This is a genomic window from Chelatococcus asaccharovorans, assembly GCF_003201475.1.
GTDB lineage: Bacteria > Pseudomonadota > Alphaproteobacteria > Rhizobiales > Beijerinckiaceae > Chelatococcus > Chelatococcus asaccharovorans.
Genome location: NZ_QJJK01000009.1, coordinates 293,448 through 319,064 on the forward strand (window position 1 = coordinate 293,448; position 25,617 = coordinate 319,064).

A 25,617-nucleotide genomic window follows, 5' to 3' on the forward strand; every position below is an offset into this window, starting at 1 on the left:
GCGAGGGGCGGTGCCTGCCGCAGGTCAGTCGGCTCGTCGGGTGAATTCATCACTGTGGTAGCCCTGGGCGAAGAGGAGGGCCGTGAGATCGGCGTGGTCGAGGCGCGCATGGGCGGCCGCGGCCACGGCTGGCTTGGCGCGGAAGGCGACGCCGAGGCCGGCTTCCCCCAGCATGGCGAGGTCGTTCGCGCCGTCGCCGATGGCCACCACCTCATGAGCGGCAAGCCCGAGTTTTTCGCGCAGCTCCTGCAAGGTGGCGAGCTTTGCCTCGCGCCCGAGGATAGGCTCCTCGACCGTGCCCGAAAGCCTGCCCGCCTCGGTGATGAGCCTGTTGGCGCGGTTCTCGTGGAAGCCGAGGGTCTCGGCGATCTTGTCCGTGAACAGGGTGAAGCCCCCCGAGACGAGGCAGGTATAGGCGCCGTTGGCGCGCATGGTCGCGAGCAGCGTGCCGCCACCTGGGGTGAGCGTGATGCGCTCGGCGATGATGCGATCGACGACCCCGACGTCGAGCCCCGCCAGCAGGGCGACCCGTTCGCGCAAGGCCGGCTCGAAGGCGATCTCGCCGCGCATGGCGCGTTCTGTAATGGTCGCGACCTTGTCCTTCAGGCCGACGAAGTCGGCGAGTTCATCGATGCATTCCTGGCCGATCATGGTGGAATCCATGTCGGCGAGGAACAGCCGCTTGCGCCGATCGGCCAGCCGCTGGACGATGACATCGACCGGCAATCCGTCGAGGGCAACATGCACGCGCTTGGCCATCACGCGCGGGTCGGGGTCGGCTGCGTCTTCGATCGCCGGCCGGAAGGTGATGTCCACGGCGATCGCCGGATCGAGCCTTCTGGACGCGCCCGCTGCGGGGAGGGCTTGCGCCACGCGGGCGATCAGGGCATCGCTGAGGAGATCGCTTCCCGGGGCGGCGACCAGCGTTGCGACATGCGTCTCAGGGGTGTCGGTCATGCGATTTCGGTGGCCATGCAAACGGGGTGGATCGGAAAGGACGTGAACGTGTCGGACAGACTGCGAGCCATTCTCATCGCAGGGCCGACCGCATCAGGCAAGTCCGCCTTGGCGATAAGCCTCGCGCGGCGGTGCGGCGGCGTTGTCGTCAACGCGGATTCGATGCAGGTCTATCGCGACCTCAGGATCATCACTGCGCGGCCGGATGAAGACGAGGAGGCCATGGCGCCCCATGACCTCTATGGCCATGTCGACGGCGCGGAGAACTATTCCGTCGGCCGCTACCTCGCCGACATCGCGCCCGTGCTCGAATCGGCGCGGGCTGCGGACCGGCCGGTCATCATCACGGGTGGTACGGGCCTTTACTTCAAGGCGCTGCTCGAAGGCCTGTCGGATATCCCGACGGTACCCGAGGAGGTGCGGCGCGACGTCCGCACGCGCGCCGAAGGCCGCGACACGCCTTTGCTCTACGCTGATCTGGCTGTGCGCGACCCCGCGAGTGCGGCACGGATCGGGCCGACGGATCGCCAGCGCATCCTGCGCGCCATGGAGGTGCTGGCGGCGACGGGCCGTCCGCTCACGTTCTTCCGCAGCCACAAGCGGCCGGGCCTTCTCGCGAAGGCCGAGCGGCTCGCCCTGTTCCTCATGCCGGAGCGGGCCGAACTCGTCCGCCGCATCGATGCGCGCTTCCTCGCGATGATGGAACTAGGGGCGCTCAAGGAGGTGAGGGCGCTCGCGGCGCGCGGGCTCGACCCGGATCTTCCGGTGATGCGCGCACACGGGGTGCCGTGGCTCGTGCGCCATCTCCGGGGGGAGATCGAACTCGACGCGGCGGTGCGGGAGGCGCAGGGCGACACGCGCCGCTATGCCAAACGGCAGTTCACCTTCTTCCGGCACCAGCTCGCGGGCTTCCGCTGGGTCACACCGGAGGAAGCGGGTTCCGTCGTCGCGGACCAGGGATGGCTGGCGCTTGCGAAGGCTCGCAGCGCGGAGGGGGGTGAGATCCGTTCCGCTGTCACATCAACGCCATCGACATCGCGCTAGGAGGAGCCGCACCTCATCCCAGGAGCGGCCCAATGATCACGCGACGCAGTACCCTGAAAATCGGCGGCATGGCCGCCCTCATGGCTCCCTTTGCGGGCTTCGGCGCCACAAGCGCCGGCGCGCAGGCCGGTCCGGATTTTCGCTTCGGCATCATCGCCGATCCGCAATATGCGCCGGTCGTGCCGAACCTGAAATCGAACCGATACTACGCCAACAGCCTGTGGAAGCTGTCTGAAGCCATCACCACCCTGAACAGGGAGGATCTGCAGTTCGTAGCCACCCTTGGCGATATCATAGATCGTCACTGGCAGAGCTTCGACGATATCATGCCGCTCTATGATGCGCTGAAGCACAAGAAATTCTTCCTGCTCGGCAACCACGACTATGATGTAGCTGCCGACTATCTCAACTCCGTTGTGCGGACGGCGGGGATGCCGAGCGCCTATTACGACTTTACCGGCGGTGGCTATCGCTTCATCGTCCTCGACGGCAATGACGTCAGCCTGTTTTCGACGCCCAAGGGCCATCCGAAGCAGGAGATCGCCCGCGAACGTCTGAGGAAACTGCAGGAGGCCAACGCCATGAACGCGATGACCTGGAACGGTTCGCTCAGCGACGAGCAGTTTGCATGGCTGCAAGCGACCCTGGACAAGGCCAAGCAGGCAGGCGAAAAGGTCATCATACTCTGCCACTATCCCGTCTTTCCCGCCAATGTGCACAATCTGTGGGACAGCGAGCGGATCGTGGATCTCCTGACGAGCTACGACAATTTCGTGGCCTATTTCAACGGCCACAATCACGCCGGCAACTACGGCGAAGTGTCCGGCAAGTATTTCGTCAATTTCAAGGGCATGGTCGACACGCCCGATATCTCGGCGTTTTCCGTGATCGAGGTGTATGGTGACAAGATCGCGATCCGAGGTTTCGGCCGTGAGACGAGCCGAAGCCTGAGCATCCGCACCGTCTGAAGCTGCGGCTCACACCAGCTCGTCGGTCACCACGGTGAACTCAGCGAGGCTCGCTGGCCCGAAGCTGGTCGAGATGGCGACGTCGGTTGCATCACGGCCGGTCGCCATCAGGATGCGGCCGATGCGCGGCGTATTGTGCCGGGCATCGAAGGTGTGCCAGCGGCCACCGAGCCAGACCTCGAACCAGGCGCTGAAATCCATCGGATAATCGACAGGCGGGATCCCGATGTCGCCGAGATAGCCGGTGCAATAGCGCGCCGGAATATTCATGCAGCGGCACAAGGTTATGGCGAGATGCGCGTAGTCGCGGCAGACGCCGATGCGGTCCGCGAAACCGCCGGCGGCCGTGCGCGCCGTCGAGGCGTGTTCATAGCCGAAGGTGATATGGTCGTGCACGAAATCGCAGATGGCCTGGACGCGCGCCCAGCCGGGCGCAGTCTGCCCGAAGCGGCTCCAGGCTTCATCCGATAGCTTGTCGGTGTCGCAATAGCGGCTGCCGAGAAGATAGATCAGAACGTCGTCCGGCAGGTCCTCAATGGGATGCTGCTCCGCGTCCGGCGTCACCGGGTCCGGCTCGCCGCTGTCGGCCATGACGAAGTCCGTCGACAGGGTCAGTATCCCGGCAGGAGCGGTGAGGCGGCCGCAGCGATTGCCCATGCTGTCGATGTAGAAGGAGATAGGCACCGGCGGATCGGTGGCGATGATGTGCGGTGTCAGGAGATCGGCGTCGCGCGAGGGATGGATGCTGAGAAGAATGAGCATCGGCGTCGGCTGAGGGCAGTCGTAGGCGATCTGATACCCCGCACGAATCTTCATTGCGACTCCCTTTTTGACTACGCCCAGCATCACCCGATACCAACCGGCACGCGGGGTGGAGCACCGCGGCCTTGCAAGGTCAGTTCTATGAAACGGCCTGATAAATAGGCAATGTCTGCGCTAATATCGCTGATCCACAACGCGTCGCTCGCCGTCGCGTTCCGCTGCTCCGGCCGGAATCTCCGCTTGGCCTGCGTCAGATCGATCCGACGCACGATCTGACGACGGATCTGACGAGACTTGCACTTCGACGACCATGTCGAGCGCATCGCCCGACAGGCCGATCCATGTGCCGGACAGCGGCACCGCCTGGCTCGGGTCCCGGGCGACAGCCACCCGGATGAGATCCTTGTTGCCGATGATGCCGTTGGTGGGGTCGAATTCCACCCAGCCGGCGCCAGGCAGATAAACCTGGCACCAGGCATGGGTCGCCCCTCCGCCGAGCCGTGCGGGGCCGTCGCGATCCGGCACGTAGAGATAGCCCGTGACGAAACGCGCCGCGAGACCGAGCGAGCGGACCGCTTCCATCATCAGCAGCGCGAAATCGCGGCAGGTTCCCTGGCGCAGCGCCAGCGTCATGGCGGGAGGCTGGATCCCGGCCTCACTCCGCCGGCTGTACCGGAAGCTCTCCTGGATGGCGCAGGTCATCGTCATCAGGAGCGTGCCGGTATCCGTCGGATGGCCGACGCGCAGGAACTGGCGTGCCCAGTTGGACACGACGTGGTCGGGATCGGGATAGTGGGGCTCCATGCAGCGGGCGAGATCCGGCAGTTCCTCGGCGCTATAGGCGAAGGGATAGGTCTTCGCGTCGGCATCCATCTGGAAGTCCGGGGCGTTGAGCGGCGAGTGTTCGAGCTGGATCCGGCTGTCGAAAGTCAGCTCGCTGGCGCGGCCGGAGAAGCGGGCCAGTGCGACGCAATTGCCGAAGACATCGTGAATCCAGCGGATCGAGACGGGCTTCGGCGTGATCATCAGCTGGCTTTCCAGGAGCCGCTGGTCATAGCTGTCGCGGGGGCGGAACATCATGCGATGCTCGCCGAAGGCGACCGGTTGCCGGTAGCGATAGGTCGTGACATGCCTGACGGTGAGGACGGTCATCGCGGCGTTGCCGGATAACAGAATATCCGATCGCGGGGCCGGGCCAGGCTCCGCCCCATGCGGATCATCATACAGGTCCTGAGCGCGATCCTCGCGATCGCGCCTGTGCTCCGGTCTGGGCATGGCCAACGGCCTGTCACCTTCATCATCGTTCGATCCCCGTCGCAGCGTGTCACGATTCGCAAAGCCGGGGTTTGCGAAAATCGTACCAGCCAAAAGGATCTCTTGCGTCTGGCATTGTCAGTCTATCACCGATCGCGGGGAATGCCCCGCGAGGCGCCCTTCTCGGGGAAGACTGTGGCCGTTTCGCGAGAGGCGGCCCTCCGCATCGCGATCGGGACACCGGCTGTGGCCGACAGGCAGCAGTCACACGGAGCGGTCATGGAATGAGCGGCGATTGCCCAGGGGATGGGCAGCTGGAGGGCGGGGCGGGCAATTAAATTTCGCCCTTGCCCGTCTTAATGGCAATTTCTGTCTTGACCCGATCCGGGCTCTCTACTAACGTCCCGCCAATTCTGGTTGAGGATGACGAGCGCATGCGCGTGAAGCTTATTGTATCGGGGGCGCCATCGACGGAGCGGGATTGACCCCGCAGGTCCGTTTGGTGGCGCATGCAAGGCTCCTTCGGGGGCCTTTTTTGTTGCCCGATCCGGATCCGTCTCCCAAGCGCGACGCAAGACGTAGCGACTTCTACTCGTCGCGATCTCCACTCGGAGCGACTTCCACTCGGAGCGAATTTCATGAGCAAGACCAAGAGCGAAACGGTGAGCGAAACAGCAAACGAGACCATGAGCGGCGCCGAGATGGTCGTGCGGGCGCTCCAGGATCAGGGCGTCGAGCATCTCTTCGGCTATCCCGGCGGTGCTGTACTTCCCATTTATGATGCGCTGTTCCACCAGGACACCGTTCGCCACATTCTGGTCCGGCATGAGCAGGCGGCGGTTCATGCGGCCGAGGGCTATGCCCGCTCGTCGGGCAAGGTCGGCTGCGTGCTCGTGACCTCCGGCCCGGGCGCGACCAATGCCGTGACCGGCCTGACGGATGCGCTCATGGATTCGATCCCGGTCGTCTGCATCACCGGCCAGGTGCCGACGCAGTTGATCGGCTCGGACGCCTTCCAGGAGGCGGATACCGTCGGCATCACCCGTCACTGCACCAAGCACAACTATCTCGTGAAGCGGATCGAGGATCTGCCGCGCGTCCTGCACGAGGCCTTCTATGTGGCCTCGCATGGTCGGCCGGGTCCGGTTGTCATCGACATCCCGAAGGACATCCAGTTTGCCAAGGGCGCCTATGCGCGGCCGACGGACAACCAGCACAAGACGTACCGTCCGGTGGTCTCCGGCGATATCGAGAGGATCCGCGCCGCGGTCGCGCTGATGGCCTCGGCCAAGCGTCCGATCTTCTACACCGGCGGCGGCGTCATCAATTCCGGCCCTGAGGCGGCCAGGCTGTTGCGCGAACTGGTGCGGCTGACGGGATTTCCCATCACATCCACCCTGATGGGTCTCGGCGCCTATCCGGCCTCCGACCAGCAGTTCCTGGGCATGCTCGGTATGCACGGCACCTACGAGGCCAACCATGCGATGCATGACTGTGACGTCATGATCAATATCGGCGCCCGTTTCGACGACCGGATCACCGGGCGCATCGACGCGTTCTCGCCGGGCTCACGCAAGATCCACATCGATATCGATCCCTCGTCGATCAACAAGAACGTCAAGGCCGATATCGGGATCGTCGGCGATTGCGCCCACGTGCTCGAGGATATGCTGCGCCTCTGGAAGGGCTTGCCACAAGACGTCGAGAAGCCGAGCCTGAAGGGCTGGTGGGGCAAGATCGCGGGTTGGCGGGCGCGCAACTGCCTCGCCTATCGGCCTTCGGACACGGTCATCAAGCCGCAATATGCCCTGGAGCGTCTGCAGGCCCTGACGGAAGGTCGCGACACCTACATCACGACGGAAGTCGGACAACACCAGATGTGGGCGGCCCAGTTCCTGAAGTTCGACGAGCCCAATCGCTGGATGACCTCCGGCGGCCTCGGCACCATGGGCTACGGCCTGCCGGCCGCCATCGGTGCGCAGATCGCCCATCCCGAGGCGCTTGTCATCGACGTGGCGGGCGAGGCGTCCATCCTCATGAACATGCAGGAGATGTCCACCGCTCTGCAGCACCGTCTGCCGATCAAGGTCTTCATCCTGAACAACGAATATATGGGGATGGTGCGCCAGTGGCAGGAATTGCTGCACGGCGGCCGCTATTCGGAGAGCTATTCGCATTCGCTCCCCGATTTCGTGAAGCTGGCGGAGGCCTATGGCGGCGTCGGCATCCGCTGCGACAATCCTGCCGATCTCGACGCGGCGATCCTCGAGATGATCGATACGCCGCGCCCGGTGATCTTCGACTGTATCGTCGACAAGATGGAGAACTGCTTCCCCATGATCCCGTCGGGCAAGGCGCATAACGAGATGATCCTCGGCGACGCCGCGGAGGATATCGGCGCGATCATCGACGAGAAGGGCAAGGCGCTGGTGTGAGTGGCTGTCGGATTGGTCATCCCGGGGCGCTGCGTCAGCGGCGAGCCCGGGATCCAGAACCGATGCCCGTCCACGCTGGCCGGGATTGGCCAGGGCTTGAAACGTCTCGGTTCTGGATCCCGGACAGGCCCTGACCGGGCCTTCCGGGATGACAGGGGGCAATCTCACTGAGTGTCAGGCGAGATGATCGGTTCCCTCACAATTTTTCATTGGAACGCGTGTGATCTCGGCGTCACGGTCAGTGACCACCCTCGTCAGAACGGAACCTTCCATGCCGACGCTCGTCATCGCCAACAAGCTCTATTCCTCCTGGTCGCTGCGGCCGTGGATTCTCCTGCGCCAGCTCGGCATTCCCTTCGAGGAGGTGCTGATCCCGCTGGATCAGCCCGACACCAAGGCGCGCATCCTCGCGCTGTCGCCCGGCGGCACCGTACCCATCCTCATCGACGAGGGGGCGACCGTATGGGAATCCGCGGCGATCATGGACTATGCGCATGAGCGTTGGCCCGAGGCCGGCGTATGGCCGAAAGACCGGATCGCGCGCGCGGTCGCGCGCTCCGTTTCCGGCGAGATGCATGCGGGGTTCCGGGGGCTGCGCGCCGCCTGTCCGATGAACCTTGGCAAGGTCTTTGCCGCGCGGGATCGCGGGCCCGACGTTGAGCGCGACGTCGATCGCATCACGGCGATCTGGCGTGATGCGCGCAAGCGTTTCGGCGCGGGCGGGCCCTTCCTGTTCGGCGCTTTCTCAGCCGCCGACGCGATGTTCGCGCCGGTCGTCACGCGCTTCATCTCCTATTCCATCCCGGTGGACCCGGACACCCGCCACTACATGGATGCCGTCATCGGCACGGCCGCGTTCCAGGAATGGAAGGATGCGGCCCTCAAGGAAACATGGGTCGTCGCCCATGACGAGCCGGATGAGCCCGTCGTGACCGATCTCCGACCCAATCGGCCTGGAAAGACCTGACATTATGCGCCATTTCCCACCCCCTTCACGAGGCAACCCCATGTCGTCCGTCTATTCGGAACCGTCGCCCGCCGCGCCCACGTCGCGTCATACCCTCGCGGTCATCGTCGATAACGAGCCCGGCGTTCTCGCTCGCATCGCGGGGCTGTTCTCGGGGCGCGGCTACAATATCGAGAGCCTGACGGTCTCGGAGACGGAACACGAGAAGCATCTCTCGCGCATCACGATCGTCACGACCGGTACGGAAGCCGAGATCGAGCAGATCAAGGCGCAGCTCGCGCGGCTCGTGCCGGTGCATCGGGTGCGTGATCTGTCCGACGAGGGGCCAGCGATCGAGCGCGAGCTCGTGCTCCTGAAGGTGGTGGGGCAAGGCGATCAGCGCGTCGAGGCGTTGCGACTGGCGCAGGCCTTCGGCGCCCGCACCCTTGATGCGACGCTGTCCTCGTTCATCTTCGAGTTCACCGGTGCCTTGGAGGATGTGGAGCGCTTCATCGGCATCATGGCCGATTGCGGCCTCGTCGAGGTGTCGCGCACCGGCGTCGCAGCGATGAGCCGCGGCGCAGAAGCGATGTGACGCCGGACGCCGAGCGGGGATGACACCGTGATCGGATCATCGCCTGTCCGATATTCAGGGGCGGAGGCAATCCAGTTCGTGTCATCCCCGGCGTCGCGTAGCGACGGGAAGGGGATCCATGAATTGGGACGCTTTCTCTTTGGATCCCCTTCCCGGGCTGCTGCGCATCCCGCCGGGGATGACACGGAGGGGTCTCGTGCGGACTTTGCGGCGTCATGGTCGGGCTTGTCCCGACTATCCCTGAATGCCCGCCCGCTCAGCCGGCGAAGCCGCCCTCGTCGAGAAAGCGCTGCTCGTCCTCCGTCATGGCGCGGCCGAGCAGGGGGTTGCGATGCGGAAAACGACCGAAGCGGACGATGATGGCGCGATGTTCCTCGGCAAAGGGCAGGCCTTCGGCCGGGCCGTTGGCCTTATAGAGCGCGAGGCAATGATCCTGGTCGGCGAGGTCCTCGGAATGCATGAGCGGCAGATAAAAGAACTGCCGTTCGATTGGTTCGACCGTGCGGTCAAAGCCGCGCAGGATGGCGCGGCCGGCCACCTCGCGGGCGAGCGGATCGGTCGCGAAGCTGCGTGCGGTGCCGCGGAACATGTTGCGCGGGAATTGGTCGAGCAGGATGATGAGGGCGAGCGCTGCCTTCGGCACCTGCTCCCAGGCGGTCAGCCCTCCTTCCGCGGCCTGCTCATGCAGCGCCAGGAAGCGCGCGCGGACTTCCTCGTCGAAGCTGGCGTCCTTGGTATACCAACGGTCCGGCCCCGCTTCGAACCAAAAAGTCAGGACATCCCTGATGCCGGGGTGAGTGGTCATGGGTTGCCTCCTCCAATCGACTGAAACTTGAGTGTGGCGTTTCGTGCAAACCGCTCATTCGCGAATGCCACTTGACCGAACGCGCCACTCACGCTTTACCGCCGCCAGTGCAGCGGCAGTATGACATGAGCCGGAACGAGCCAGCAGCGTAACAAACTTGCCAAGGAAAGGGCATCTCATGCGCGTTTATTACGACCGTGACGCCGACATCAACCTCATCAAGGGGAAGAAGGTAGCGATCATCGGCTATGGTAGCCAGGGCCATGCCCACACGCTGAACCTCCGGGACTCCGGCGTGAAGGACATCGCGGTCGGCCTGCGCAAGGGCTCGGCCAGCGCGAAGAAGGCGGAAGCCGAAGGCCTCAAGGTCCTCGAGGTCGCCGAGGCGGCCAAATGGGCCGACGTCGTCATGATGCTGACGCCGGACGAACTGCAGGCCGACATCTATCGTGAGCAGCTGCACGACAACATGAAGCAGGGCGCCGCGCTCCTCTTTGCCCATGGCCTGAACGTCCATTTCAACCTGATCGAGCCGCGCGCCGACCTCGACGTGCTGATGGTCGCGCCGAAGGGCCCCGGCCACACCGTGCGTTCCGAATACCTGCGCGGCGGCGGCGTGCCGACCCTGATCGCCATCCATCAGGACGCGACCGGCAACGCCCATGATCTCGGCCTCTCCTATGCTTCCGCCAATGGCGGCGGCCGCGCCGGCATCATCGAGACGACCTTCAAGGAAGAGTGCGAGACCGATCTCTTCGGCGAGCAGGTCGTGCTCTGCGGTGGCACGGTGGAACTCATCCGCGCCGGCTTCGAGACGCTGGTCGAAGCGGGCTACGCCCCCGAGATGGCCTATTTCGAGTGCCTGCACGAGCTCAAGCTGATCGTCGACCTCATCTATGAGGGCGGCATCGCCAATATGAACTACTCGATCTCCAACACGGCCGAGTACGGCGAATATGTCACCGGCCCGCGCATCATCAACGCGGACACCAAGGCCGAGATGAAGCGCGTGCTCGACGACATCCAGTCTGGCAAGTTCACACGCGACTGGATGCTCGAGAACAAGGTCAACCAGGCTTCGTTCAAGGCCACCCGCGCCCGCCACAACGCCCACCAGATCGAGGAAGTCGGCGAGAAGCTGCGCTCCATGATGCCCTGGATCAAGGAAAAGGCGCTGGTCGACAAGTCCAAGAACTGATTGCCGACGGCGATCACTCGGTTTCTGCGAAAGGGCGGCTCAGGCCGCCCTTTTTTGTTGGCGACGCGGCCGGGCTGCGCCGATCCCTCCCCTCAGGGGAGGGGGGCGCCGCAGGCGCCGGGTGGGGTCCACCGGAGGTTGACCCAACGGCAATATTGGCCGGCCTGGTATCGTCTACTGCGGCGTGCTCCCCACCCGACCTCGCTGGCGCGAGGCCACCGGAGGGATCAGCGCGGGCTGCACCCCTTTTCATCTCCCTCGTGCGAGGCACGTCCTCTACGCCGCGCGTTCCGCCGGCTTCTCCCATTCCATGATGTGGCAATAGGGCATGCTGTGATAGCGCGCGCGCCTGTCGGCGGGGCCGCTTGTCGCATCGGGCTCGTCGAAATGGCGCAGGATCAGACCGGCTTCGATGAGCGCCTTCATGTAGCGCGACAGGGGCCGGTGCCAGCTCCTGATGCGGATGCCGCGCCACTCCGCCCATTCGGCGCGCTCGTCGAGATAGTCGCGGATCACGAAGCGCGTTTTCGCCGGCGGGTCGTCCCAATGGCCGGCCGTGGCGAAGCCGTTGAGATTGACGATGATGAGGCTGCCGCCGGGCTCGAGCACACGGGCCATCTCGCGGATGGCTGCTGTTGCGTCCGTGATGTCGATCAGCGAGAGATAGCTGACGACGAGATCAAAACTGCCGTCGGCGAAGGGCAGGGCCTCGGCATATCCCTGACGATAATCGCCGGCGGGATCGCGGCGTCTGGCTTCTGCCAGCATCGCCTCGGTTGGATCGAGGCCGATGGCGCTGATGCCGCGTTCCTGCAACATGCGGCAGAAGCGGCCCTCGCCGCAGCCGACATCGAGGGCCTTGCGGTGGCCGCGCCCCTCGATCCGTTGCAGGACGGGCCTGTCGGTCACACATTGGCGGGTGAAATCGCCATGCTCGCCCATGTCGGCGATCCAGGCGGCCGCCGATTCAGTCCATCCCTGTGACATGGAGCGCTCCTTGTGGCTCTAAAAGCGGGGCGCGGACTTCGCATGAACGGCTTGTGGCGTCAAGCAATGGTCATCGCGCGGGGTGGATGCGCCGCGCCGGGAGACGCGCGGCATGGCACTGCAGCGCAAGGGTGCCTATATTGGCCGGGGATGCTTGATCATCGGCGGGGACAGCCATCATGAGCGCGGCCGATTTCTACGCAGACGTGCCCGTCTTCTCCCACTTCGCCGACATTCTCGAGGAAGAGCACTACCGGCCTTTGCCGGATCAATGGCTCATCGGCCTGTCGGATGTGGTGTCGTCGACCGTGGCGATCGCGGAGGGCCGCTACAAGGCCGTCAATATTGCAGGCGCCGCGGTTATCGCGGCCGTCGCGAATGCCCTCGGCAATATGGACTTTCCCTATGTCTTCGAAGGGGATGGCGCCAGTTTCGCCGTGCCCGCCGACCAGGAGGCGGCGGCGCGGGCGGCGCTGGCGGCGACAGCAGGGTGGGTCGGGGAAGATCTTGGCCTCGATTTGCGCGTCGCGCTGCTGCCCGTCGCCGCCGTGCGCCAGGCCGGCTTCGATCTCAGGGTGGCCCGCTTTGCGGCCTCGCCCCACGTCAATTACGCCATGTTTTCGGGGGGCGGGCTTGCCTGGGCCGTGGCGGCCATGAAGGCCGGTGCGTTCGCGATCGCCCCGGACGCCGCCGAGCCGCCGGACCTGACGGGGCTTTCCTGCCGTTGGGCGGAAATCCCGGCCGAGCGGGGCACTATCCTGTCGCTGATCGTGACCCCGATGGACGACAAGCCGACCGGCGCATTCCGGAAGGTGGTCGAGGATGTGCTCGATCTGGCGCAGTCCGCTGGCCGGCCAACCCCGTCGATTGCGCGCGGCTGGTCGCGCACCGGCGCCGATCTCGAAGCCCTCGCGATGAAGCGTCAGGGAGGGCCATTGGTTCTCCGGCGCGTGCTCGCGCGGCTGAAAGTGATGGGCAGTGCCGTGGCTCTGCGGCGCAAGCGCATCGGATCGTTCGATTCGTCCGTCTACCTGCGTGAAATCGGCGAGAATACCGATTTCCGCAAATATGGTGACGGCCTGCGCATGACGATCGATTGCACCTTAGAGGAGGCTGAGGCGATCGAGCGCTATCTGGCCGAGGCGGCCGCGCGCGGCGCTGCCCGGGTCGGTACGCATCGCCAGGAGGCCGCGTTGATGACCTGCCTCGTACCCTCCGCCATGAACAGCAACCACGTGCATTTCGTGGACGGGGCCGACGGCGGCTATGCGGCCGCTGCGGTCAAGCTGAAAACGCCGGCATCCGTGGCGGAGTAGCACCGCCGCCAGGCTTAGCTTGGCAGGAGCGCGCGCAGGGTGGCCGCCGCCGGTGCAAGCACCAGGAAGGCCCAGACCATGGCTGAGGCGATATTGGCCATGTGGAAGACCAGCGCCGGTGTGCCGAACATGCCGGCGACGAGCGCACCGACCCCATGCAGCGGTCCCGAGAAGCGGGTTAGAAACACCGTCCAGGATCCCCAGCGCTCGAAGAAGCGTTGGCCCGCCGCCATGGTTTCGGGATAGCGATTGAAGGGCCACATCGTCAGGATGCGCTCGCCATAGTGACGGCCGAACCAGAACGAGACGAGATTGCCGAGCGAGGCCCCGGCGGCCGCGGCGAGCCACGAGGGCCAGAGCTCGATGCCGCCGGCACCGATCAGTGCACCGATGGCCAGCAGGATCACCGTGCCCCACACGAACAGGGAGATGATGACGACCGACTCGCCGAAGGCGAGGGCAAAGGCGAGGGGCGGCGCCCAGGCGGAATGGCTCTGAACGAAGCTGATGATATCGGCGGTGATACTGGCGAAGGTCATCGGTCAGCTATGGCGGCAGGCCGGCATGGCGGTCAAGGGCTCTGGTGCGCAGCCGCATGGAAGCAATTTCGCAACGGACATGTGCTATGGGCACCTCCGTCCGCCCTGGAGGGCGCTTTGCGGAAGGTGCTTTATGCGTCCAGTTGTGTTGACCGGCCTGATACTGGGGTCTCTCCTCCTCGCCGGCTGCGTTTCGACAACGTCCAATCCGGAGGCGCTCAAGGAGCGGCATCGCCAGCAATGCAGCGACTTCGGCTTCGAGCCCGGAACCGACGGCTTCGCCACCTGCATGATGGAGCAGTGGGAGCGCGCCGAGGACCGCGAGGCGGAGGACCGTCGCCGGACGAATGACATGATCCGCGAGAACAACCGGCGCGCGGCCCAGGCCGATGCCATCAAGGCCCAGAACAAGCAGATGAGCTTCATGCGGGCCGGAAACACCAGCTTCCCCATCTGCAATGCGGCGAGCCCGGGCGCGGGCCTCGATGTCTCCTCCGGCAAATGGTACGGAAACGCCTGCCGCGCCTATTGATCAGCGGGGTGTTCGCCTTCGCGCGGCCATGGCGCCGCCGCGCCTGATGCGCCGATCTCAACGGTTCTCGATCCCGGGCTCAAGCCTCCGGCTGCCCCCGGGACAATGTTGCGACGTAAGGCCGTCGCGAAAACCCTTGTCCGCCATGGTCACGCTCGCGCTTTCGGGTATCCGCGCGGACAGGATTGGAGTAAACGATCGTCTGACCGGATGGACATCCGCATGAAGACACGCTCATGAAGACTTCCTCATGAATATTCTCTCGATCCAGTCCCATGTCGCCTACGGCCATGTCGGCAACGCCGCAGCCGTCTTTCCCTTGCAGCGCCTCGGCGTCGAGGTCTGGCCGATCCATACGGTGCAGTTCTCGAATCATACCGGATATGGTCAATGGAAGGGGCGTGTCTTCGACGGGCCGGCCATCGAGGAGGTGGTGGAGGGCATCGCCGAGCGCGGGGTGCTGCCGCGCTGTGACGGTGTGCTCTCAGGCTATATGGGTGCGGTCGATATCGGCAATGCCATCCTTTCGACCGTGGCGCGCGTGCGCGCCGCCAACAGCCGCGCGCTCTACTGCTGCGATCCCGTCATCGGCGACATGGGACGCGGCATTTTCGTGCGGCCTGGTATCGCCGAATTCATGCGTGACCAGGCGGTTCCGGCCGCCGACGTGGTGACGCCGAACCAGTTCGAACTCGCCCTCTTGGCGGGGCATGACATCGCCAGTCTGGCCGATGCCAGGCGGGCCATAGCGGCCGTGCATGCGGCGGGGCCGCGCGTCGTGATGGTGACATCCCTCGAAATCGACGACATGCCCGGCGATGCGCTCGATCTGCTCGCCTCGGACGGCACCTCCCTGTGGCGTGTGCGCACGCCGCGTCTCGATCTGGCGATCAATGGCGCGGGCGACGCGATCGCCGCCCTGTTCTTCGTCCATTACCTCCGGACCGGCAGTGCGGCGGAAGCGCTTTCGCTGGCCGCCTCTTCGGTGCACGGCTTGCTGAAGCGCACCGCCGCGGAGGGCTCGCGCGAGATCCTGCTCGTCGCCGCGCAGGACGAATTCGTCACGCCGAGCCGGCGTTTCACCGCGGAGATGGTGTGATGGCCTCGCTTTCAACCCGCCCCGGCCGCCGCTTTCATACGCTCGACGTGTTCACCGGCAAGGCGCTCTGCGGTAATCCACTCGCTGTCGTGCTCGATGCGGCGGGCCTCGACGATCTCGCGATGCAGGCGATCGCCGCCGAGTTCAACCTGTCCGAGACGGTCTTCGTCCTGCCGCCGGAGGACATCGCCCATCGCGCAAGGCTGCGCATTTTCACGCCGAAGCAGGAGCTCCCCTTCGCCGGGCACCCGACGGTCGGCACGGCGGTCCTTCTCGGCCTGCTGGATGGGGCACCGGCAGGAGCCTTCACGGTCGAGGAGCGGGTGGGGATCGTGCCCTGCGCCGTTGCGATCACCGGCGACGGCGTCGGCGAGGCGACCTTCACCCTGCCGCGGCTCCCCGAGCGCCTGGGCGCGCTGCCGGATGCATCGGTCATCGCCGCAGCACTGGGACTTCAGGGCAGTGACATCGGGTTCGCGCGTCACGTGCCAGCGCAATATTCCGCCGGCTCGCCCTTCGCGATGGTTCCTGTGGCAAGCCGCGCCGCCGTCGATCGTGCGGCGAGCGTGAGAACGGCCTGGGACGCCGCCTTCGGGCAGGTGAACCGCAGCAGCGCCTTCATCTATTGCAGCGAGCCTGTCGATCCCGCGCATCGCTTCTATGCGCGCATGTTCGCGCCGAGCCTTGGCATCGGCGAGGATCCGGCGACAGGCTCGGCGGTGGCGGCCTTTGCCGGGGCCGTCATGGACCATGAGGCGCTCGGTGACGGCGAGCATCGGATCGTCGTGGAGCAGGGCTATGCGATGGGGCGGCCGTCGCAGATCGTCCTGACTTTGACTTTGGAGGACGGAGCGCTGGTGAAGGCGACGATCGGCGGCAAGGCGGTGCTTCTCAGCGAAGGCAGGCTGTTCGCGTGAGTGAGATTGTGTCCGGACAGGGCGGGACAATCGTGCCGCTCGACGATGTCGAGATGTATCTCACGGCCGGGGAATGGCCCTGGGCCGCCGAGAACCGTGAGCGCATCGATGCCCACTGGCTGCGCCTGAAGGCCGAGAAGCCGGCGCTCTTCAATGGGCAGGTGCTCGTCATGTGCGAAAGCCGGATCGCCGACCGCAGGCTGACCGGCCGCTACATCGCCACCGACTACGCGAGTTTCCTGGCCATGCGCGATTTCGGCGTGCCCGCGCCTGGGACCGGCAATTGTTTCGCCATGGCCGCGTTGCGCGCGGCCGACGGCGCTTTCGTGCTCGGCGTCATGGGCGAGCATACGGCCAATGCCGGCAAGGCCTATTTTCCGGCGGGGACGCCCGATCTTGCCGATGTGCGCCCGGATGGACGGGTTGATCTCCTCGGCAGCGTCGGCCGCGAATTGGCCGAGGAAACCGGCCTCGGGGCGGGCGACGTAACCATTGGCGACGGTTGGACGGCCGTCCTCGACGGCGCGCGGCTCGCCTTGATGCGCCCCGTGCAGTCAGAGCTGCCGGCCGAGACGCTGGTCGCCCGGATCCGGCATTTTCTCGCTGCCGAGGCTGAGCCTGAACTCGCCGACGTCAGGCTGGTGCGCAGGGCCGCCGATATCGATCCCGCAACCATGCCGCCCTTTCTCCAGCGTTACCTCAGGCATGTTCTGGGGTAACGCAGGATGCCCGGCGACGGCTTATGGATAGCCGTTGCGCGACTTGACGGCCGCGAGCATGGCGAGCGCCTGTCCGTCGTTGCCCTGGGCGCAGGCATTGGCGGCACGGCCGACTTCAGGCGCCATGGCCTTGTAGACCGACGGGGAGAGATGGCCGACCTGGACGTCGCTGTCGATGATGCGACGGAAGCCGAGGATCGGCGCACCGCAGCTTCGACCCGCGAGGCTTGCGCTGTCGAGCGGCGCGGCGACCGTGGCGTCGGGCGCGGCCGCATAGGCCTGGGCAGCAGGCGGCTTCTCCGCGGTCGTGTTGCAGGCGGCCAGGCCCAACAGAAGCGGCACGGCAAAGGTCAAACGGCTCAGCATCGTTGTCCTCGGGTCTGATTCCAGGGTGTCGCCAGCATTTTCAATTGTCATGACCGGGTCAACCGGATGATTGACGACTTGTCAGCGCCTATTCGTCTCGGGTACAACCCTTTGAGCGATCGTCGTTGACGCGAAGCGTCCGCGGTTGCGTTGCAGAGGGATTAAGGTTCGGTGATTGCGACAGCTTTCAAGATTGCGCCGGGGACCGCGGATATGTCCGCCGTCGCTCGCGACGCGCGTCTCGGGCTGTCTGCGCGCCTTGGCCTCATTAGCCTTCTCCTTAGCCGCCCCTGAGGGCCGGCCGGGCTTTGCCTGGGCCTTCAGGGGATGTGACGGCACCGCGATTGAGCGCCGCCCCCCGTGAGAAGCGCTCCCAGCTCAAGGACGAATATGATGAACTCTCCGGTATCGGCGTCCGACAAGGACCGCGTCGTTATCTTCGATACCACCCTGCGGGATGGTGAACAGTGCCCCGGCGCCTCGATGACCTTCGAGGAAAAGCTGGAAGTGGCCGACATTCTCGACACCATGGGCGTGGACATCATCGAGGCAGGGTTTCCCATTGCCTCGGTCGGTGATTTCGAGTCCGTCGCCGAAGTGGCACGGCGCGCCCGGAATGCTGTCATCGCCGGCCTTGCCCGTGCCATCCCCGCCGATATAGCCCGCGCGGGCGAAGCCGTGCGCCATGCGCGGCGGCCGCGCATCCATACCTTCGTGTCCACCTCGCCGATCCATCTCGCGCACCAGATGCGCAAGAGCGAGGAAGAGGTGCTGGAGATCATCGCGGCGACGGTGGCCCAGGCGCGCAACCTGGTGGATGATGTCGAATGGTCCGCTATGGATGCGACCCGCACGCCGCTCGCCTATCTGGCGCGCTGTGTGGACGCGGCGATCAAGGCGGGCGCGACAACCATCAACCTGCCTGACACGGTGGGCTATGCGACGCCGGACGAGTATCGTGCCATGTTCCGCACCATGCGGGAAACGGTGGCGAATGCCGACAAGGCGGTGTTCTCGGTCCATTGCCATGACGATCTGGGGCTGGCCGTCGCCAACTCCCTGGCGGGCGTCGAGGGTGGTGCGCGCCAGGTGGAATGCACCATCAACGGTCTTGGCGAACGTGCTGGCAATGCCGCGCTGGAAGAGATCGTGATGGCGATCAAGACACGCGGCGACGTGCTGCCCTATACGGTCGGGGTGGAGACCACGATGCTCACGCGCGCCTCCAAGCTCGTCTCGGCCGTGACGTCCTTCCCGGTGCAGTACAACAAGGCGATCGTCGGACGGAATGCCTTTGCCCATGAGAGCGGCATTCACCAGGATGGCATGCTGAAGGAGGCCTCCACCTACGAGATCATGACGCCCGAGTCGGTTGGCGTGTCGAAGACTTCGCTGGTGATGGGTAAGCATTCCGGCCGCCATGCCTTCCGCGAGAAGCTGAAGGCGCTCGGCTACGACCTGGGCGACAATGCCCTGGAGGACGCCTTCCGGCGCTTCAAGGATCTCGCCGACCGCAAGAAGGATGTCTATGACGAGGACATCGAGGCCTTGGTGGATCAGGGCATCCTGACGGCGCATGACCGGGTCAAGCTGGTCTCGCTGTCGATCATCGCCGGAACCCGCGGGCCGCAGCGCGCCACCATGAAGCTCGACATCGGCGGCGTGATACGCACCGAGGAGGCCGAGGGCAACGGACCGGTCGATGCGACCTTCAACGCCATCAAGGCCCTGGTGCCGCATGAGGCCAAGCTGGAGCTCTACCAGGTGCATGCCGTCACCGAGGGCACTGACGCGCAGGCGGAGGTCTCCGTGCGGCTCGATGCCAATGGCAATCCGGTGACCGGGCGCGGCTCCGACCCGGATACGCTGGTTGCCTCGGCGCGGGCCTATCTCTCGGCGCTCAACAAGCTGCTCGCACGCGGCGAGCGTCTGCACGCCCATGCGGCTGCGTAGCCATGACCTGAATCATAGTGTGCACCCCAACGGGCGCTGCCGCTGCCGTTTCGTGACAACAAGAGCCGTCCCGACAACAGTCAGGACGGCTTTTCAACAGGGAAGACTGGCCTCGCGGAGGGGGTATCCGGCGTCGGGCGGAGAGAAGTTCGGACCGTTTATCAATAAGATGCTCGGGACGCGCAGGGTCCGGCGGGCAGCCCCATCGGGAAAAGCTGGCAAAATGTGTTCGTAGTGCTGGACACCGTCCAAGCTCTTTGGTAACAACCCCCCTGTTCGCGGCGCTCATTGAGTGTCGCGGCGGGCGCATAGCTCAGTTGGTAGAGCAGCTGACTCTTAATCAGCGGGTCCAAGGTTCGAGCCCTTGTGCGCCCACCAAATTTATCTTTCCAACAATTTGGTGGTTTCGGGATGCCGGGCGGATGGCACGGCTGCCGCCGCGCTGCGCGCGTCGTCGCCGACGGCTGTCGGCGTCCCATTCCGTCGCTCAGCCGCCCGCGCGCCGTTGAGTGAGCGATGCCATTTCCAGACATGATTGTCGGCTCATTCGGATTCGAGGGTTGCCGGATGCGAAAAAAAATGGCCCGATAGCGCAACTGACATGTTTCTAACATCGAACGCGTGAATAGATAGGATCTCCGCCGTCATCCCCAGCCAGTTTGCGGAATGAGTAATGACATTTGTACGCATGACTTTGTGTTGCGCGCTCTTCTTGGGGGGAAGTGCCGCAGCCGGGGCGCAAGATGCAGTCCGCCTTGAGCTCTCTCAAAAGGCCGAGACTGTCTATGACTATGCGGCGGAGAAATGCCGCTCGAACACTATTCCGGATAGTCCGGCCCGCGCGATGCGCCGCGCCGATGGTTCGGTGGTCCTCATCGGCGGCCATCTGACGAACTGGTTCATGGAAGGGGCCAGTCTGAGCGACGTGAAGCCGAATTGCGCGATTTCATCGCGCGCTGCCGAATCTCCCAATCCAGCCGATTTCGACGATCGCTACTGGATCCAGGCCCTGCTTCCCGTAGGGGAAGGCAGGGTTATCGGGCTTGGCAGCCAGGAATTCATGGGCAAGCGGCACAAGGGCGTCTGCGAGGGGCCCGGGGCCGCATCACCCTGCTGGTATTCGTCCATCGTGACGGTCAGCGCGGATGCGCGGGATCTCAATTTCTCCCTTTTGCCGAGGCCCGAGCGGCTGGTGGCCTCGTCGAGCGCGCCTTTTGACCCCAAGGTGAAGATGACGGGTTTCTTCACCACCTCGAATATCGTGCGCGACGGCCACTATGTCTATTTCGTCGGCTGGACGGCCGGTGAGGCCCGGCCCGGCCCGAATGGCAATTGCCTGTTTCGCTCAACCGCCACGGAGGCGGCCAAAGGGAACTGGCAGGTCCTGAGCGACGGACAGTTCACGCGACCACCGCAGGCCTATCGCGGCGAAGACACGACCACCCATTGTGACGGCCTCGGCGGTGACCGGCACGGCAAGCCGCCGTTTGGCCGATTCCGGTCTGTCGTCCGGCTGAAGGGCCATGACATGTGGCTTGCCACCTATAATACGGGCGCCCCCAATCCCGGTGTCTTCTACACCACGTCCAAGGATCTCGTGCATTGGAGCGAGCCGCGATTGCTGGCCGATTTCAAGCCCTTCTGGCAATCGCGCGGGGTTTGCGCCGATTTCTATGAATATCCGTCGTTCATCGACCCATCGAGCGAATCAGACATCTTCGATACGGCCGGCGACGCCTTCTATGTCTATTTCACGCGCCTGAACTGGACAGACTGCAAGCGCGGCATGAACCGGGATCTGGTGCGATTTCCTGTGAGGGTGGTTGCGAACTGAGGCGATGACGGATTGACTGCGACGCGCCACCCCCTGCATAGCCACAGTATCGTCAGGCAAACTCTCAGTGGCTGTCATTCTGGCATGATGGCTGCTTGGACCTGGACCCGCATGAAGTGTCGTGCGTCTGGCTCAACGGATGTTGCAATCGCTCTGTATCTTCGACGGCAATTCCTTCGGGCCGTTCCTGCCCATCTGCAGGACTAGGAGCATCTGCCCGTTGTGCTTGTGCGCGCGGGTGACCATTGGTTAAAGGCGGATGATGACCATGCTCTATCGTGAACAGCCAACGCGCACGGTACCCTATCGCTACTACAACGTGATCCGGAACTGTGGAGATGCAATCTCAGCCTATATCCTGAAGGATCAGTTCGCCGCGACGGGCGTGTTTGCCGAGTCGTCGCAGCCGCATCTGCTGCCTATAGGCAGCATTTTCTTCATGGCCAATGCGAACTCCTATATCTGGGGTTCAGGCGTGCTCAGTCCTTCAGTTGCACTCGGCGCCATCGATGTGACGAAAATCAGGGCACTGCGTGGCGAATTGACTCGCGATCACCTGCGCTCGGCCGGCCTCCAGGTGCCAGATGTGCCCCTGGGCGATCCCGGCATTCTGGTCAAGCGGCTCGTCAGCCCGGACCATATGCGGGTGCGGTATCGTGCGGCCGTGGTGCCTCATCATTCCTCATTGCACAGCAAGGCGTTTGATGCGTTCCGCGCAAGCGACGAATTCTGTGTCGTCGATATGATGGACGACTCTCTGCGACCGCTTGAGCAGATCGCGCAGTCAGAGGTGGTGATCTCGCAAAGTCTTCACGGCCTGGTCTTCGCCGAGGCCCTGGGTCGGCCCAGCCTTTGGATCTCCAATCGCAACGAGCCCGTCTGGAATTTCAAGTTCAATGACTGGTTCAGTATGATGAAGAACCCGCAGCGGGAGCCGGTTGCGATCGCTGGCAAGCCCGGAGACCTGATCGCCCAGGCCGAACATCGCGTGTCGAAGATCAATGAGGCTGAGCTGGTCGGCGCCTTCCCGTCAGAGCTGATTGATGGACAAGCCCCGCTTCTAATGGATTTCGACGTATGCCGCAGTCTGTCGCCCTGGCAGATCTTTGTTGAGCAGCCACTGGCACTCAAGGTGGAGCCATCCCAGCAAGACCTGGCGGCCTTTGCCAAGCGCATGCGGCAGCTCCGCGCGGCGGCTTTCACGGGTTTTGCTGAACCGGCTTATCTCGCGGCCTACCCGTTGTCCCAGAAGAACAGACCCGGCCGCGCCGATCTCCTGGCTATTCAGCGCTTCATGGATGAGCGCCGTAACTTCGATTTCGTCTGGATACCGGAGCGTAGCGAGCCGGCAGGCGTGTCTGGACTTACGATAAACCCGGCGGAAACGAAGCTCGGTGCTGGCGGGCTTCCGCCGGGCGGCTTCGTGATCCGGCCGTCCGGGTTCTTGTCTGCCAATTCCACCTATGCCGTCGTTGGCTGATCGAGCGTATTGCGCGATGCTCTGATCTGGCTGCGCCGAGGAACCAGGCAGGAAACAGCATAGTGCCGGACGTCGTTACCAGTATCTCGCCGTGAGAAAGATCTGATGAGTGAAGTTATTCTGGTGCGGACTCATTATTTCGATGAGATCCTTGAAGGCTTTTGCTCTCGCCTCCAGGCTGAATCGGGGCGTCAGGTCGTTGCGCTCGTTGATGAAAGCAAAGGGACCGTTGCTGTTCCTGACGCTTTCGGAAAGGTTACACTGGATTTTGAGAAGCTAACGGAGCGTGGGATTTATATTCCCCGCGATGCCGCTTGGCGATGTGGGGATTATTGCTATTATGCAGCCCGGCTTGCACGCCCCGAAGCAACCGCGTTCTGGCTCGTTGAAGCCGATGTCAGATTCAGGATGGATCATCTGTCGGAGTTCTTCGACACATTTCCAGGTCCAGACGAGGTCGATTTTATTGTTGCCGGGTACCACAAATCGACGAGCAAGTGGTGGTGGTATGGTGCCATGCACGCCTTTTCCGAGCAGGTCTATGGCTGCATGTATCCCCTGACGCGGCTTTCAGCCCGCGCTATCGATCATCTCATGACGCGCCGCGCCGAGCATTCGGTGGTGTTCCAGGAGCGTTTGTCAAAGGGGGAGGCGGGCCTGTCGTGGCCGAACGACGAGTCCTTCACGGCGACGACGCTCTCTTGTGACGGCTTCATATGCCGCGATATCAACGGCTTCGGTCGAACCTTCCATTCCAAGAAGACGTTCCGGGTTGGACGGCCCGTATCCTTGCGCGAACTCGAGACGCAGCCAAACGACGGCCAGATTCATCATCCCGTCGTCTCTGGGCAGTCGTTTCTGCGAAAAATGAAGTATTCATTCAGCTCACTCCTTAAGAAGGAGGTGCCTGCTGAAGAGATACGCGGGATTTTCAACACCCGCCTGTTTCTGCTTGTTGCTCTCGAGACGGATCCCGTCACGGCGCTCAAGTTCCATGAGGACTGTGAAGCCGCGTTGGCACGATCCGTGTCCTGATTTCATCGATTGGAGCAAGCGCTCCTCAGGGACGGATATCTTGCCCACATTGTCCGTGAGGGGGGTATCATTCGCGGGTGGATTGCCAACTGGCGGTCAGCCGCGAGGCCATCAGGAGGTGGACCCACCCCCGTGAGGGCAGGTCCCCGTGCGCCGAACAAAACGCCAGCCGTCCGTGATTCGTGGCAAGGATCAGGATGCGGTCGGCGCTAGGCAGAGCAAGTCCGTCTTTTGCGGACTTGCTCTGCTTGAAAATTAACGATCGAATTTAAAGACTTGGATGGTATCAGACGATTCCATCTAAGTCGGATTTGCTCCAGGTAGCTCAAGCCGTCCGGTTCTTGAGGGCGCCGATGATCGCCGTCAGCAAGGCGCCGCCAGCGCCGCCGCTGATGATATTCGTCACCACGGCACCAACACTGAAATTGCCCGTCTGTGCCGCGGCAACGACGCTTGGCCAGATCAAGGTGACGATCTGACCGAGAACCCCGCCGCCGACGAGGCCGGCGATGGTATTGCCAAGGGTGCCGAGATCGAACTGTGTGGAGGCCTTGCCCGCGGCGTTGCCGCCGAGAGCGCCCGCAATCAAATTGATGATGAGTTGTTCCAAGGTATCCTCCTCTGAGGGAGCGCAACACTTGTACAAACTGATTCTATTGATGATCACAAAGTAGGCAACGCGAGCATGACGGCTTTTGCCGGGGCATGCAATCTCTTCAGGCACCGGCAGGCTTTTTCCTGCCGAAATTGCGTGCGCGCAGGCGCGGTTTCAGGCGGATGCGTCCGCGCCTCGCTGGCATGGCCCTGAGCGAAACGGTGGCGGCCGCGCGCCTTTCGTCGCTGTCCCCTATTGGTGATGGCCCTCGGCGCTTATCGTGCGTCGGCGACGCGCCCTGATCTTACCGGCGCCGCGAATGTTCCAGGGCAGGTCGTAATGCGCGATGAGGCCGACTTCAAGACCCGCGCTGGCATTGACCGGCCAGCCGTTCCAACTGCTGTTCGGCGGCGCGATCGTCAGGATGTCGAGGAAGGCGGAGCTTTTCAGCGCCTCGATCAGCAGCGCTTGCATGCGAAGATGCGTGGGATCGCTGGCACCGGGGCTGAGATAGGCCGAGAAGCGGCTGTTGAGCCCCGATGCCGCGATGCCGACATAGAGCGCCCTCTCGTACTGTACGAAGGCGTAGACGCCGGGCCATCGGGGCAGCGGGCGTTCCAGTGCGAGCCGCCCGTTGGGGGGCCTGATCCAGCGGCTGGCGAGCATAAAGCCTCCGCTGATGAGCGCTGTGGCCGTCAGGTGAGGTTTTCGCAGTGTAGATTCTATCGATTTATAGCAAGTCGCAGTTTTTGTGAAATTTACACGCGAAGAATTATCGCCGTATTCGACGACTTCTGAAAATAGCATTGGTCATCCCCCAAGACCTGCACGTCATGGGCATGGCATAAAAGCGTTGCAGGGGCCGTCAATAAAATCGATGTGATGAAAATATGAAAAACGAATGATGCCCGATGACAGATTAACCATCGTTATCTGTGTCGTCTACATCAAATAAAAGAAAATTTGTATCGGCGTGTTTTCGATCACTAAGAGTGATTCAATGACGGTACCTGGCGTGCGTCACGAGAAAGCCCGGCGGGATGCGTCGCCGGGCCTGCCAGATGGGTTGCTCGCCGGACGGTCCGGTCTGCCATATGTCGGTCTGCCAGCCAGGATGTGTGCGACGAGATCCGTCCGTCCCGTGATCTCCTTCGCGTGAGGAGAAGGCGCCCGGCTGGCTGGCCGTTCAACGCTTGAAGATCGCCTCGATATCCTGTCTGAGGATGGGGGCGATGTCGGGGCGGTCCATGGCATAGGCGACATTGGCGGCGAGGAAGCCGG

Annotated in this window: 24 protein-coding genes and 1 tRNA gene; 16 read left to right on the plus strand and 9 right to left on the minus strand. The window is 63.8% G+C overall.

Features of this window, described 5'->3' with window-relative positions; translation table 11 throughout:
- Positions 1 to 24 precede the first annotated feature (24 nt).
- Complete coding sequence (gene serB, locus C7450_RS22140; protein ID WP_110376616.1) at positions 25 to 957, minus strand: phosphoserine phosphatase SerB; 933 nt, start codon at positions 955 to 957, stop codon at positions 25 to 27.
- A 48-nt stretch (positions 958 to 1,005) separates the two neighbouring features.
- Between serB and miaA the strand changes: the two genes are divergently transcribed.
- Both miaA and C7450_RS22150 read left to right on the plus strand, forming a co-directional pair.
- Positions 1,006 to 2,001 (plus strand): tRNA (adenosine(37)-N6)-dimethylallyltransferase MiaA, encoded by a 996-nt coding sequence (miaA, locus tag C7450_RS22145; RefSeq protein ID WP_245450052.1) that lies wholly within the window; start codon positions 1,006 to 1,008, stop codon positions 1,999 to 2,001.
- A gap of 80 nt (positions 2,002 to 2,081) precedes the next feature.
- Positions 2,082 to 2,969 carry a metallophosphoesterase gene (locus C7450_RS22150; RefSeq protein ID WP_245450059.1) on the plus strand — a complete coding sequence of 296 codons (888 nt, stop codon included), beginning with the start codon at positions 2,082 to 2,084 and terminating at the stop codon, positions 2,967 to 2,969.
- 9 nt (positions 2,970 to 2,978) lie between these two features.
- Here C7450_RS22150 and C7450_RS22155 read toward each other — a convergent pair whose 3' ends face one another.
- Both C7450_RS22155 and C7450_RS22160 read right to left on the minus strand, forming a co-directional pair.
- A complete protein-coding gene (locus C7450_RS22155; RefSeq protein WP_110376619.1) occupies positions 2,979 to 3,785 on the minus strand; it encodes a transglutaminase-like domain-containing protein in 807 nt (268 codons plus the stop codon).
- Positions 3,786 to 3,905: 120 nt separating this feature from the next.
- The gene (locus C7450_RS22160) at positions 3,906 to 4,883 is read right to left on the minus strand and encodes a transglutaminase family protein (protein ID WP_110376620.1); all 978 of its coding nucleotides are present in this window, start codon (positions 4,881 to 4,883) and stop codon (positions 3,906 to 3,908) included.
- A 740-nt stretch (positions 4,884 to 5,623) separates the two neighbouring features.
- Between C7450_RS22160 and C7450_RS22170 the strand changes: the two genes are divergently transcribed.
- The 3 genes from C7450_RS22170 to ilvN all read left to right on the plus strand — a co-directional run bounded on the left by C7450_RS22170 (position 5,624) and on the right by ilvN (position 8,961).
- Positions 5,624 to 7,420, plus strand: a complete 1,797-nt coding sequence (locus tag C7450_RS22170) for an acetolactate synthase 3 large subunit (protein ID WP_110376622.1) — start codon at positions 5,624 to 5,626, stop codon at positions 7,418 to 7,420.
- Positions 7,421 to 7,691: 271 nt separating this feature from the next.
- Complete coding sequence (locus C7450_RS22175; protein ID WP_110376623.1) at positions 7,692 to 8,387, plus strand: glutathione S-transferase family protein; 696 nt, start codon at positions 7,692 to 7,694, stop codon at positions 8,385 to 8,387.
- A 40-nt stretch (positions 8,388 to 8,427) separates the two neighbouring features.
- Complete coding sequence (ilvN, locus tag C7450_RS22180; RefSeq protein WP_110376624.1) at positions 8,428 to 8,961, plus strand: acetolactate synthase small subunit; 534 nt, start codon at positions 8,428 to 8,430, stop codon at positions 8,959 to 8,961.
- Between the two features lie 256 nt (positions 8,962 to 9,217).
- Here the strand turns inward: ilvN and C7450_RS22185 are convergent, their stop codons facing one another.
- Positions 9,218 to 9,766, minus strand: coding sequence for a DUF924 family protein (locus C7450_RS22185; protein WP_110376625.1), 549 nt, complete (start codon positions 9,764 to 9,766; stop codon positions 9,218 to 9,220).
- A 178-nt stretch (positions 9,767 to 9,944) separates the two neighbouring features.
- Here C7450_RS22185 and ilvC point away from each other — a divergent pair, with 178 nt between their 5' ends.
- Positions 9,945 to 10,964, plus strand: a complete 1,020-nt coding sequence (gene ilvC, locus C7450_RS22190; protein WP_110376626.1) for a ketol-acid reductoisomerase — start codon at positions 9,945 to 9,947, stop codon at positions 10,962 to 10,964.
- Positions 10,965 to 11,240: 276 nt separating this feature from the next.
- Here the strand turns inward: ilvC and C7450_RS22195 are convergent, their stop codons facing one another.
- A complete protein-coding gene (locus C7450_RS22195) occupies positions 11,241 to 11,951 on the minus strand; it encodes a class I SAM-dependent methyltransferase (protein ID WP_110376627.1) in 711 nt (236 codons plus the stop codon).
- Positions 11,952 to 12,130: 179 nt separating this feature from the next.
- On the opposite strand from C7450_RS22195, the gene C7450_RS22200 reads away from it, so the two are divergent.
- On the plus strand, positions 12,131 to 13,267 hold the full coding sequence (locus tag C7450_RS22200; protein WP_110376628.1) for a DUF3095 family protein: 1,137 nt from the start codon (positions 12,131 to 12,133) through the stop codon (positions 13,265 to 13,267).
- A gap of 14 nt (positions 13,268 to 13,281) precedes the next feature.
- Here the strand turns inward: C7450_RS22200 and C7450_RS22205 are convergent, their stop codons facing one another.
- Positions 13,282 to 13,806, minus strand: coding sequence for a DedA family protein (locus C7450_RS22205; protein ID WP_110376629.1), 525 nt, complete (start codon positions 13,804 to 13,806; stop codon positions 13,282 to 13,284).
- A 133-nt stretch (positions 13,807 to 13,939) separates the two neighbouring features.
- Between C7450_RS22205 and C7450_RS22210 the strand changes: the two genes are divergently transcribed.
- From C7450_RS22210 to C7450_RS22225, 4 genes are all read left to right on the plus strand, one after another.
- The gene (locus C7450_RS22210) at positions 13,940 to 14,338 is read left to right on the plus strand and encodes a hypothetical protein (RefSeq protein WP_146227453.1); all 399 of its coding nucleotides are present in this window, start codon (positions 13,940 to 13,942) and stop codon (positions 14,336 to 14,338) included.
- Between the two features lie 250 nt (positions 14,339 to 14,588).
- Positions 14,589 to 15,437 (plus strand): pyridoxal kinase PdxY, encoded by an 849-nt coding sequence (pdxY, locus tag C7450_RS22215; protein WP_110376631.1) that lies wholly within the window; start codon positions 14,589 to 14,591, stop codon positions 15,435 to 15,437.
- On the plus strand, positions 15,437 to 16,354 hold the full coding sequence (locus tag C7450_RS22220) for a PhzF family phenazine biosynthesis protein (RefSeq protein WP_110376632.1): 918 nt from the start codon (positions 15,437 to 15,439) through the stop codon (positions 16,352 to 16,354). Before pdxY ends, C7450_RS22220 begins: the two co-directional genes overlap by 1 nt.
- Positions 16,351 to 17,073, plus strand: a complete 723-nt coding sequence (locus C7450_RS22225; protein ID WP_245450053.1) for an NUDIX hydrolase — start codon at positions 16,351 to 16,353, stop codon at positions 17,071 to 17,073. Before C7450_RS22220 ends, C7450_RS22225 begins: the two co-directional genes overlap by 4 nt.
- A gap of 21 nt (positions 17,074 to 17,094) precedes the next feature.
- On the opposite strand, the gene C7450_RS22230 is transcribed toward C7450_RS22225, so the two are convergent.
- Positions 17,095 to 17,439 carry a hypothetical protein gene (locus C7450_RS22230; RefSeq protein ID WP_110376633.1) on the minus strand — a complete coding sequence of 115 codons (345 nt, stop codon included), beginning with the start codon at positions 17,437 to 17,439 and terminating at the stop codon, positions 17,095 to 17,097.
- A 393-nt stretch (positions 17,440 to 17,832) separates the two neighbouring features.
- On the opposite strand from C7450_RS22230, the gene C7450_RS22235 reads away from it, so the two are divergent.
- The 5 genes from C7450_RS22235 (at position 17,833) to C7450_RS22255 (ending at position 23,741) form a co-directional block, all read left to right on the plus strand.
- Positions 17,833 to 19,392 (plus strand): 2-isopropylmalate synthase, encoded by a 1,560-nt coding sequence (locus C7450_RS22235; RefSeq protein ID WP_110376677.1) that lies wholly within the window; start codon positions 17,833 to 17,835, stop codon positions 19,390 to 19,392.
- A gap of 302 nt (positions 19,393 to 19,694) precedes the next feature.
- Positions 19,695 to 19,770, plus strand: a tRNA-Lys gene (locus C7450_RS22240).
- A gap of 466 nt (positions 19,771 to 20,236) precedes the next feature.
- The gene (locus C7450_RS22245) at positions 20,237 to 21,226 is read left to right on the plus strand and encodes a hypothetical protein (protein WP_110376634.1); all 990 of its coding nucleotides are present in this window, start codon (positions 20,237 to 20,239) and stop codon (positions 21,224 to 21,226) included.
- Positions 21,227 to 21,494: 268 nt separating this feature from the next.
- Positions 21,495 to 22,706 carry a polysaccharide pyruvyl transferase family protein gene (locus C7450_RS22250; RefSeq protein ID WP_170147364.1) on the plus strand — a complete coding sequence of 404 codons (1,212 nt, stop codon included), beginning with the start codon at positions 21,495 to 21,497 and terminating at the stop codon, positions 22,704 to 22,706.
- Between the two features lie 105 nt (positions 22,707 to 22,811).
- Positions 22,812 to 23,741, plus strand: coding sequence for a hypothetical protein (locus C7450_RS22255; RefSeq protein ID WP_110376636.1), 930 nt, complete (start codon positions 22,812 to 22,814; stop codon positions 23,739 to 23,741).
- Between the two features lie 325 nt (positions 23,742 to 24,066).
- Here C7450_RS22255 and C7450_RS22260 read toward each other — a convergent pair whose 3' ends face one another.
- Both C7450_RS22260 and C7450_RS22265 read right to left on the minus strand, forming a co-directional pair.
- Positions 24,067 to 24,351, minus strand: coding sequence for an SRPBCC family protein (locus tag C7450_RS22260; RefSeq protein WP_110376637.1), 285 nt, complete (start codon positions 24,349 to 24,351; stop codon positions 24,067 to 24,069).
- Positions 24,352 to 24,588: 237 nt separating this feature from the next.
- Entirely contained in the window at positions 24,589 to 25,002 is a 414-nt protein-coding gene (locus tag C7450_RS22265; RefSeq protein WP_110376638.1) for a GIY-YIG nuclease family protein, read from the minus strand.
- Positions 25,003 to 25,617 lie beyond the last annotated feature (615 nt).